Source organism: Pseudomonas sp. 05N433 (genome assembly GCF_056396925.1).
In genome coordinates this window covers 1-10,052 of sequence record NZ_JBFTML010000096.1, presented here as the reverse complement: position 1 = coordinate 10,052, position 10,052 = coordinate 1, and the positions used below count along the sequence as shown (strand labels likewise).

7 protein-coding genes and 1 pseudogene are annotated in these 10,052 nt (G+C 57.2%); 6 read left to right on the top strand and 2 right to left on the bottom strand.

Annotated features, from left to right (window positions below):
- From AC1DIS_RS29250 to AC1DIS_RS29240, 3 genes are all read left to right on the top strand, one after another.
- On the top strand, window positions 1-1,519 hold a 1,519-nt coding region (locus tag AC1DIS_RS29250), incomplete at its 5' end, for a carbon starvation CstA family protein (protein ID WP_477781269.1).
- A gap of 14 nt (window positions 1,520-1,533) precedes the next feature.
- The gene (locus AC1DIS_RS29245) at window positions 1,534-1,731 is read left to right on the top strand and encodes a YbdD/YjiX family protein (protein WP_007938220.1); all 198 of its coding nucleotides are present in this window, start codon (window positions 1,534-1,536) and stop codon (window positions 1,729-1,731) included.
- 323 nt (window positions 1,732-2,054) lie between these two features.
- Complete coding sequence (locus tag AC1DIS_RS29240; RefSeq protein ID WP_477743113.1) at window positions 2,055-3,818, top strand: SulP family inorganic anion transporter; 1,764 nt, start codon at window positions 2,055-2,057, stop codon at window positions 3,816-3,818.
- A gap of 75 nt (window positions 3,819-3,893) precedes the next feature.
- Here AC1DIS_RS29240 and AC1DIS_RS29235 read toward each other — a convergent pair.
- A pseudogene (locus AC1DIS_RS29235) lies at window positions 3,894-4,004 on the bottom strand (ornithine carbamoyltransferase); the annotation flags it as partial.
- Between the two features lie 1,158 nt (window positions 4,005-5,162).
- On the opposite strand from AC1DIS_RS29235, the gene AC1DIS_RS29230 reads away from it, so the two are divergent.
- Genes AC1DIS_RS29230 through AC1DIS_RS29220 form a run of 3 tightly spaced genes read left to right on the top strand, consistent with a single transcriptional unit; the run spans window position 5,163 to window position 8,293 of the window.
- Window positions 5,163-6,572, top strand: a complete 1,410-nt coding sequence (locus AC1DIS_RS29230) for a circularly permuted type 2 ATP-grasp protein (RefSeq protein WP_477781268.1) — start codon at window positions 5,163-5,165, stop codon at window positions 6,570-6,572.
- A gap of 3 nt (window positions 6,573-6,575) precedes the next feature.
- Window positions 6,576-7,526: an alpha-E domain-containing protein gene (locus tag AC1DIS_RS29225; RefSeq protein ID WP_019578892.1), complete on the top strand. Its 951-nt coding sequence runs from the start codon at window positions 6,576-6,578 to the stop codon at window positions 7,524-7,526.
- A complete protein-coding gene (locus AC1DIS_RS29220) occupies window positions 7,523-8,293 on the top strand; it encodes a transglutaminase family protein (protein ID WP_477748738.1) in 771 nt (256 codons plus the stop codon). The genes AC1DIS_RS29225 and AC1DIS_RS29220 overlap by 4 nt, the downstream gene beginning before the upstream one ends.
- Window positions 8,294-9,384: 1,091 nt before the next feature.
- Here the strand turns inward: AC1DIS_RS29220 and AC1DIS_RS29215 are convergent.
- On the bottom strand, window positions 9,385-10,052 hold a 668-nt coding region (locus tag AC1DIS_RS29215; protein WP_477781267.1), incomplete at its 5' end, for a TIGR02391 family protein.

Sequence of the window (10,052 nt, the reverse complement as noted above, 5' to 3'; positions counted from 1 at the left end):
GATCGTGGTCAAGGCCCTGGCCGAGAGCCCGTGGGGCATTTTCACGGTGATGGCGACCATCCCGATCGCGATGTTCATGGGCGTCTACATGCGCTACATCCGTCCGGGCCGTATTGGTGAAATCTCGGTGATCGGCGTGGCGTTGCTGCTCGGTTCGATCTGGCTGGGCGGGCAAATTGCTGCTGACCCGGTCTGGGCCAAAGCCTTTACCTTCACTGGACTGCAGATTACCTGGATGCTGATCGGCTACGGTTTCGTGGCGGCGGTGTTGCCGGTATGGCTGATTCTGGCGCCACGTGATTACCTGTCCACGTTCCTCAAGATCGGTACCATCGTTGCGCTGGCGATCGGCATTCTGATCACCATGCCCGAGCTGAAAATGCCGGCATTGACCCAGTTCATCGACGGCACCGGGCCGGTGTGGAAGGGTGGGCTGTTCCCGTTCCTGTTCATCACCATTGCCTGTGGCGCAGTGTCCGGTTTCCACGCACTGATCGCTTCCGGCACCACGCCGAAGCTGCTCGCCAGCGAAGGCCATGCCCGTTACATCGGTTATGGCGGCATGCTGATGGAATCCTTCGTGGCGATCATGGCGATGGTGGCCGCTTCGGTGATCGAGCCGGGCGTGTACTTCGCCATGAACAGCCCGGCAGCTCTGGTCGGCGCCGATGCTGTTTCGGTTGCGCAGACAGTCAGCAGCTGGGGCTTTGCCATCACGCCGGAAGCGTTGCAAGCGGTGGCCAAGGACATCGGTGAAACCACCGTCCTGGCCCGTGCCGGCGGTGCGCCGACCCTGGCGGTTGGTATCGCGCAGATCCTGCACCACGTGCTGCCGGGTGAAAACACCATGGCGTTCTGGTACCACTTCGCGATCCTGTTTGAAGCGCTGTTCATCCTCACTGCGGTCGATGCCGGTACCCGTGCCGGACGTTTCATGCTGCAGGACTTGCTTGGTTCCTTCGTGCCGGCGCTGAAACGCACTGAGTCCTGGACCGCCAACCTGATCGCCACCGCCGGTTGCGTGGCGATGTGGGGTTACCTGCTGTACCAAGGCGTGATCGACCCGTTGGGCGGGATCAACACCTTGTGGCCGCTGTTCGGTATTTCCAACCAGATGCTGGCCGGTATCGCGCTGATGTTGGCAACCGTTGTGCTGATCAAAATGAAACGCCAACGCTATGTGTGGGTGACCATGCTGCCAGCGGTATGGCTGCTGATCTGCACCACCACTGCAGGCTTCATCAAGCTGTTCGACGCCAACCCGGCGATCGGCTTCCTGTCGCTGGCGAAGAAGTACAGCGATGCCCTGGCCAACGGTCAGGTGCTGGCGCCGGCCAAGAGCATTGAGCAGATGCAGCATGTGATCTACAACGCCTACACCAACGCAACGCTGACGGTGTTGTTCCTGCTCGTGGTGTTCAGCATCCTGTTCTTTGCGCTCAAGGTCGGCATTGCCGCCTGGGGCACCAAAGAACGTACGGATAAAGAAGCGCCATTCCATGCGCTGCCAGATGCTTGATCGAGGAGGGCAGCATGTTCAATGACCTGAGTCGCCTCGGTAAATACCTCGGTCAGGCTGCGCGCCTGATGGTCGGGATGCCCGACTACGACAACTACGTCGAGCATATGCAAACCGAACACCCGGACAAGCCGGTGATGAGCTACGAGATGTTTTTTCGCGAACGTCAGGAGGCTCGTTACGGCGGTAAGGCAGGGCCGAAGTGTTGCTGACCTGACAGCCAGGTTGATCCAAACCCTGTGGGAGATTCTATGTTGCAGGACAACCCTGCAACGGTCGATTCGGTTGGTATTCGCTCTGGTTTTTCATCAGGGCGAACGCCCCTCATGATCGCTGATCATGTTCTAGACTCACCGGGGGCCTGATGGAGTTAAACGTCAAGAGCAGAAGGGCCGTCCACGCGATCTGGATAAAACGAATGAGCGGTCTGCAAGAGAAGGCAGGCGGTTATCGCGAGCCGGATTATCCGTTGCGGCGAATTCCCGAAAAATTCTGACGGATTGCCGAGCGAGTCTCCGCCAAGGGCTGCATTGCCATGAGTCATTCGGATATTGTGCCTCCCGTCCCGGAACCGGGGCGGATTGCGCACCGCAAGTCGAACGACGGCCAGACCCTCTGGGACCGCTGGCTCCCGGGACTGCGTACGTTGCGCGGATACCAAATGATTTGGTTGCGCCACGACCTCGTGGCCGGACTGGTGCTCACCACAATGCTGATACCCGTCGGCATCGCCTATGCGGTGGCATCGGGCGTACCCGGTATTTACGGGCTCTACGCAACGATCGTTCCATTACTCGCTTATGCGTTGTTCGGTCCCAGCCGGATTCTGGTGCTTGGGCCAGACTCTTCGCTGGCTGCTGTCATCCTGGCCGTCGTCTTGCCACTGTCCGGCGGCGATCCGCATCGCGCAATCGCCCTCGCGGGCATGATGGCGATCGTCTCGGGGGTGGTGTGCATCCTGGCTGGCATCGCGCGTCTGGGCTTCATTACTGAGCTGCTTTCCAAACCGATCCGCTACGGATACATGAACGGGATTGCGCTGGTGGTATTGATCAGTCAACTGCCAAAGTTTTTCGGTTTTTCGATCGAAACCGACGGGCCGCTGAGAAATGTATGGGAGATCGCTACAGCAGTGATGGCTGGGATAACCAACTGGGCCGCGTTCACGGTGGGCGCAAGTACTCTGTCGGTGATCCTGCTACTCAAGGGCAATAAACGCGTGCCGGGCATTCTGGTCGCAGTGGCAGGCGCGACCGTTGCCGTTGGTGTACTGGACCTTGCAGCTCGCGCCGGGGTGTCGGTCCTGGGATCGCTCCCACAGGGGCTGCCAGCATTCGCCATTCCCTGGATCACCAGGGCTGATATCGTCCCCGTCCTGATTGGTGGTTGTGCCGTCGCCCTCGTTTCGTTCGCCGACACCAGTGTGCTCTCTCGTGTCTATGCGGCGCGGACTCGTACTTATGTGGACCCGAACCAGGAAATGGTCGGGCTCGGCTTCGCCAATCTGACCACCGGGCTTTTTCAGGGGTTTCCAATCAGCAGCAGTTCATCCCGGACACCCGTGGCCGAGGCCGCAGGCGCGAAAACCCAATTGACCGGTGTCGTCGGTGCGATCGCCGTTGCCTTATTGCTGATGGTGGCGCCGAACCTGTTGCAGAACCTGCCTACCAGCGCATTGGCGGCAGTGGTGATCGCATCCGCCATCGGCCTGATCGAAGTGACCGACCTGCGACGAATCTATCGCATCCAGCGCTGGGAATTCTGGCTGTCGATCGTCTGCACCATCGGTGTGGTCGTACTGGGCGCGATCGAGGGCATCGGCCTGGCCATCGTGATCGCCGTCATCGAGTTCCTGTGGGATGGCTGGCGCCCGTACTCGGCGGTTCTGGGCAGCCCGGAAAAGATCCGGGGTTACCACGATATCAAGCGCTATCCCGACGCGCGCCTTATCCCAGGCCTGGTTTTGTTTCGCTGGGATGCGCCTTTGTTTTTCGCCAATGCCGAGCTGTTCAATGACCGGGTACTGGACGCCGTGGCAACATCGCCTTCGCCCGTGCGTTGGCTGGTTGTAGCGTCGGAACCGGTCACCAGCGTGGACGTAACTTCTGCCGATATGCTGGCTGAACTCGATGAAACCTTGCGTGGGGCGGGTATCAAGTTGTGCGTGGCCGAGATGAAGGATCCGGTCAAGGACAAGCTAAAGCGATTCGGGCTTTTCGCCAAGCTGGGCGAAACGGCGTTTTTTCCAACGATAGACGATGCGGTCGAAAGTTATCTCGTGATTTATCCAGTGGGTTAGCCCGCGCCAATGAGCTTCGCAGGCGGGATTTCCCGGGAAAGCAAAGCGCTCGTGGACGCTCGGATTTCACAGAACGAATGCCGGAAGGCAGTGCATGAACCGGGGGCGCGGGTTGCCGGAGGCTTTCATCAAGTCCGTGTTGACCTGGTACGGCAACAGTTGCTTGATACGTTCGGCCCAGGCTTTGCCAAGTGAGGTTCATCGTGCTGATCGAGAGGCGAGCTGCGGGAAATCGTTCCCGGCCACAAAGGACGGTTTGTAATCATTTCCAGAGAGTGCGGGGCATTGATTCGGGAGTTCAATCTCTCGACAAAAGACTCGGCACCATCAAGGCTGCGGAAGCTCGCCATCCACAGACCCATGTGAACCCACCAACAATTCTGTGCAGGGTCTTTTTCAACATAAATCTTCATTGACGGCGCTCCAAAAAGGCAGGAATCAATCATCCTGATGTTTCTGAGTACGCTGGCGGTGAGCAATCCATGGCATTGCGTCGTTGCGTGCCCGACAGCGTGTACGCGATCAACCGGCAAACTATTGATCAGGATCAACTATCCTGATCTGTTTGCCCGCGGCCTGATGCCGTGCGTCGGACAGCAACTGTCTAGCTCAATGCCTATTGCGTTGTAGCTTGGCCATCGGGGCGTGGAATATGGTTTTGGCGTAGTACGGATGGTAAGGCTCAGTGTCGGGCCGTCCTCCATGCCTCACTACTTTGCAGCTTCGCTTCAGGCGTCATCTCCGGGTGCATTTTATTGACCATYAATAGTGCGTCGGTATTCATCAATGCGCCGCGCTGGACGCCTTGTATTACACGGAGAATAAAAACAGTGAGTAGGAATTTCCCGCTTGTAGGGCATAAAACTCAAATCAGTTGCCAAATGCACCATTTTCGTCCGATCCAGAGTTGTGCAAGTTACAAGTGGAAAAACCGTTTCAGTAGTCTTATCGATTTTCGTCTCAAAAATGAAACGATGTGTCGCAATTCCGGCTTGTCTAAGGGTTTTTCCGGTTTTTATCGATCGTAACAATAGTTGGGCACAGCCCTTGCAAAAGTACTTTCAAACCACCGCTAGTGTGGTTTTTCATCGAAAAAAAATTATGGGGGAACGTTATAAATGGGGCGCCAGAAATCAAACCGCAAAGGCCAAGTCTCTGGCGTCGGAACGCGTCAACAGGTTGCCGAATTCACGCGGAATTTGTTTCCAAATGAGACAGGAAGTTAACGACGCACACTGAGGTGCTCAACAGAAACAGTACTCACTAAAACAACGTAAGGCCTGATTTTATTGAAATAGCGAAGTTATAAGAAAATGCCGTCTGTATTGCGGCAAGGAGTAGGGTATGTCCCGAGCTTTTTTTAACGAAATGTATGATGCGAGTGGTGGCTGCCGCCCACATTACCAGGAGTTCGCGCGTTGGTTGGCGGACACACCTCTGGAGTTGCTGGATCAACGTCGTCGCGAAGCCGACCTGTTGTTCCACCGAGCCGGCATCACATTCACCTTATACGGGGACGAGCAGGGCACCGAACGGTTGATTCCGTTCGACATCATTCCGCGCAGCATCAAGGCCAGCGAATGGCAAATGGTCGAGCGGGGCTRCATTCAGCGGGTCCAGGCGTTGAACATGTTCCTGGACGACATCTACCACGGGCAACGTATTCTCAAGGAGGGCATCATTCCGGCCGAACAGGTGTTGGCCAATGAGGGTTATCAGGTCGCCATGCAGGGCCTGAATCTGCACCGGGGCATCTACGCCCACATCGCCGGGGTCGATCTGGTCCGCGACGGCGATGGCAGCTACTACGTACTGGAAGACAATCTGCGCACCCCCAGCGGCGTCAGCTACATGCTTGAAGACCGCAAGATGATGATGCGTTTGTTCCCCGAACTCTTCGCCGCCCAGCGTGTGGCGCCCATCGATCACTACCCGAACCTGCTGCTGGACACCTTGAGGAGCTCCAGTCCGCTGGACAATCCCACGACCGTGGTGCTGACCCCGGGCCGCTTCAACAGCGCTTACTTCGAGCATGCGTTCCTGGCCCGTGAAATGGGCGTGGAACTGGTGGAGGGCGCTGATCTGTTTGTCCGCGATGATCACGTCTATATGCGCACCACCGCCGGCCCCAGACAGGTGGACGTCATTTACCGCCGTCTCGACGATGCGTATCTCGATCCTCTGTCGTTCAACCCGGACTCCATGCTTGGCGTACCAGGCCTGATTGCCGCTTACCGCTCAGGCAACGTGGTGCTGGCGAACGCCGTCGGCACCGGCGTGGCCGATGACAAGTCGATCTATCCCTACGTCGGCGACATGATCCGCTTCTATCTTGCCGAGGAACCGATCCTCAAGAACGTGCCTACCTGGCAATGCCGCAAACCGGAAGAGTTGTCCCATGTGTTGGCGAATCTGCCTGAGCTGGTGGTCAAGGAAACCCAGGGTTCCGGTGGCTACGGCATGCTGGTCGGCCCGGCGGCCACGGCGGCGGAAATCGAAGACTTCCGCGCGCGCCTCAAGGCACGCCCCGAAGCTTATATCGCCCAACCAACCCTGTGCCTGTCAACGTGCCCGACCTTTGTCGAAAACGGCATCGCCCCACGCCACATTGACCTGCGCCCGTTTGTGCTGTCGGGCAGAGAAACCCGTCTGGTGCCCGGTGGCCTGACCCGCGTGGCATTGCGCGAAGGCTCGCTGGTGGTGAACTCGTCTCAGGGCGGCGGCACCAAAGACACTTGGGTAGTGGAGGACTAAGACATGCTTTCAAGAACCGCTTCGGACCTCTACTGGATGTCCCGTTACCTGGAGCGCGCCGAAAACCTGGCGCGCATGCTCGAAGTCAGTTACTCGTTGTCGTTGATGCCTCAGGCGGGGCGTACCGATGGCCGCGCCGAACTGGCAATGTCGCTGCTCGCCGCCGGTACGCTGGACGATTACAACGAGCGTTATGGAGAGCTCAACACCGAACGCATGTTGCACTTCTTCGCGCTGGATGAAACCAACCCCGGGAGTATCTATTGCTGTTTGCAAGCCGCGCGAGCCAATGCTCATGCCGTGCGCGGACGCATCACCGCCGACATGTGGGAGAACATCAACGCCACCTGGCTGGAGATGCGCAACATCGCCAGCAATGGTCTGGCGCGCTATGGCATCAGCCATTTCTGCGAGTGGGTCAAGGAGCGTTCGCACCTGTTCCGCGGGGCGACCTCGGGCACCATCATGCGCAACGATGCCTACTGTTTCATTCGCCTGGGGACTTTCCTTGAGCGGGCGGACAACACGCTGCGCCTGCTGGATGCACGCTACGAAATGTTCGGCGAGGAGTCGGAGGAGGTGAGTGACAACTCCGCGCGCGGCTACTACCAGTGGAGTGCCTTGCTGCGGGCCTTGTCGTCCTTCGAGGCGTTCAACGAGATCTACCGCAATGCGCCGGGCGCCGAGCAGGTCTCCGAGATGCTGTTGTTGCGCAGCGACGTCCCGCGTTCGTTGCATGCCTGTATCGAGGAACTGGACCATATACTCGCCAGCCTGCCGGGCAGCAACGGGCGGGCCGCCCAGCGGTTGGCCGCCGAGTTGAATGCTCGGCTGCGCTACACCGGTATCGACGAGATTCTCGGCTTCGGTCTGCACCTCTGGCTGACTGACTTCATCTCCCAGGTTCGCCATCTCGGCCAGACCGTTCACGAGTCCTATCTGGAGGCCGTATGAAACTGTCCATACGCCACGACACCACCTACAGCTACGCCGATGAAGTCTGCACCAGCATTCAGTTCCTGCGTCTGACGCCGCAGAACAGTGAACGCCAGCGCATCCTGGAATGGCACCTGGAACTGCCGCGCCTGGTGCGCAGCCAGTTCGATCCGTACGGCAACATCCTGCATGTGTTGACGATGGACGAACCCCATGGGGCCTTGGTACTGACAGCTTATGGTCAGGTGGATATCGACTCGGACCGTGAGCTGGAGCGCGACAGCCAATCGCCTTTGCCGTTTTTGCGCACCAGTAAGCTGACGATTGCGGACGATGCCCTGAATGCCTTCGCCGTGCAGCACTGCGGCATACGCCGTGATCGAACGGCGTTGATCGACCTGATGCACGGCCTGGCCGACCATATGGTCTACAACCCGGGCGCAACCACCGTGGACACCACGGCCGCCGAGGCGTTTGCGGTCGGAGGCGGGGTCTGTCAGGACCACACTCACGCCTTCCTGGCCTGCGCCCGTAGCCTGGGGATTCCTGCGCGTTATGTCTCCGGTTACTTGTGCACCGAAGATGAAAACCACTTGGCCAGCCATGCCTGGGCCGAAGCCTGGCTCGACGATGGTTGGTACAGCTTCGATGTCACCAACCGGCTGTCCCGGCCCGAACGCCATCTGAAACTGGCGGTGGGCCTGGACTACCTCGACGCCTGCCCGGTACGTGGCATGCGTCGTGGTGGCGGGGCCGAGTCGATGCTGGCTTCTGGGCCTACGTGATGAGGCCGGACGTGTGGATGCGGTTTTGGGTCGGGGACAGGCCGAGGACCAGTGCACGTTACTGAGCTTTTCAACACTCCAAATTCTAGAGCAGCTCTCAGGGAAGCTGGGGGCCGCAGAAGCTCTACGGACTATCGGAATGTAAATCAGCCGGGACTGTTCATTTCCGCAAATGGCAGCCCTTGAAATCCGTGCACCAACTCCATGCTGAACGTTGCAGATTTCACACAGCGTCGTGCTAGTGGGTGGACGCTGCAATGTCAGTAATACCGTAAACGAACATGCTGTCTCCAAAAAATTACTCAAATCAAACGAATAGGCGAATTCGCATAAGGTGCATGATCAGCCGATCAAGGGTGACATTTCTGGATTCGCTGCTCATGACGTAAAATCGGGCACGATAGCGGCCGCAAAGGCTGCGCCAGAGCCTGTAGCGCGCAGATGATTGCCCGACAGGTATCTGTAAGCAAATCCGTGAACGTGAGGCGAAAGGCTCGATTTACACGATTACTTCCCGTTTTTTTACACGATTACTTCTGAGAACTACTACGCGAACCGGATTGGCATCGTGGGCATAGGTCCGCTGGACTAATCTTGAAATATAATGTTACGTGTAATGTATATTATGTTAAATGATGTGTCTTGGCGGAACTTCCTATGCTGTTGTCCATTGTCACTAATCCCCGGTCGCCACATCCCCAAAAATCAGAAGCTTGACTGCCCATTATCACCCCCTCCCATACGTTGCGCTTTCACGAAACCCCGTTTCGGTACCTCACGCTTCGAATACTGCTTAGCGTTAGCGCTTAGTACATCTGCTAAACGTAGATCACCATTCAATGATTTTAACGCGAGGGTTTGCCAATGACGCCGGCCGTTCATCCCATTCCCGATTTTCCCTCCGTACAGTCACGGGCGACCTGATCGCGAAACTAGGTTTCCAGGAAACGTCCAAACCCCTGCACGCCCGATAAAGGAGGAGCTCGGTATGGCCAGACACAACATGTGAGTCGGCCGGGTCATCCCCACGTACATCAGCATCCTGTGTCTGCAAAAAATTCTGACAGTTTTGCTCGCAAAAAAACGATGAATTAGATCAAACGCGGTACCGCAGTGGCTTCGAGGAGGTACAACTGGTTGACGAGCATGAACTCGCGAACCGCCTCACGACTGCTCATTACAACCTCTCGGTGAGCGCGTGGATTGCGATAAGCCATCGTCACGGACTTGAACAAATTGGATTTACCCGCCTGCTCCCCTGCGTCCTGGTCATCCCAATGCAGCAACGATCGATTCCCTTCGAATGCGTGCGTGAAAAGCTGGTTGCTGCTCTTATCGTAGACCCCGATCCGGGTTCGAACGATATCTTCCAATCTTCGGAAAGCAGTCGTGATGGCGAAGTCCGGATTGTCGAGAAATCCAATCGATAGATCGATTAGTCGTTCGTCGAGCAGACCCAGATTCAATACAGCTGGAAACTCTTCAAGCAGGTGGAGGACATCAGCTCTGGCGCGATAGGACGGGCGCTCAATGTATTCATAATATCGGGAAGGTCGGACGGGCCTGGATTGAGTCAGGTTTTTCAGATCAGATGAGAGGAGGCAACCAGCTTCGCAACGACGATGAAATTCCTCATCAACATCGTATTCCTCAATATCCACCTTAAACAGCTGAAGCAACTCAATGGCAGTAGAAAGTCCTGTCGGGCCAGTTCCTGAATATCCCGATCTGAATCCAGGCTTGATCAATATTTGCAGAT

Coding starts and splice junctions, on each gene's coding strand:
- AC1DIS_RS29220 (WP_477748738.1), top strand. CDS start 7,523: ATGAAACTGTCCATACGCCACGACACCACCTACAGCTACGCCGATGAA.
- AC1DIS_RS29245 (WP_007938220.1), top strand. CDS start 1,534: ATGTTCAATGACCTGAGTCGCCTCGGTAAATACCTCGGTCAGGCTGCG.
- AC1DIS_RS29225 (WP_019578892.1), top strand. CDS start 6,576: ATGCTTTCAAGAACCGCTTCGGACCTCTACTGGATGTCCCGTTACCTG.
- AC1DIS_RS29240 (WP_477743113.1), top strand. CDS start 2,055: ATGAGTCATTCGGATATTGTGCCTCCCGTCCCGGAACCGGGGCGGATT.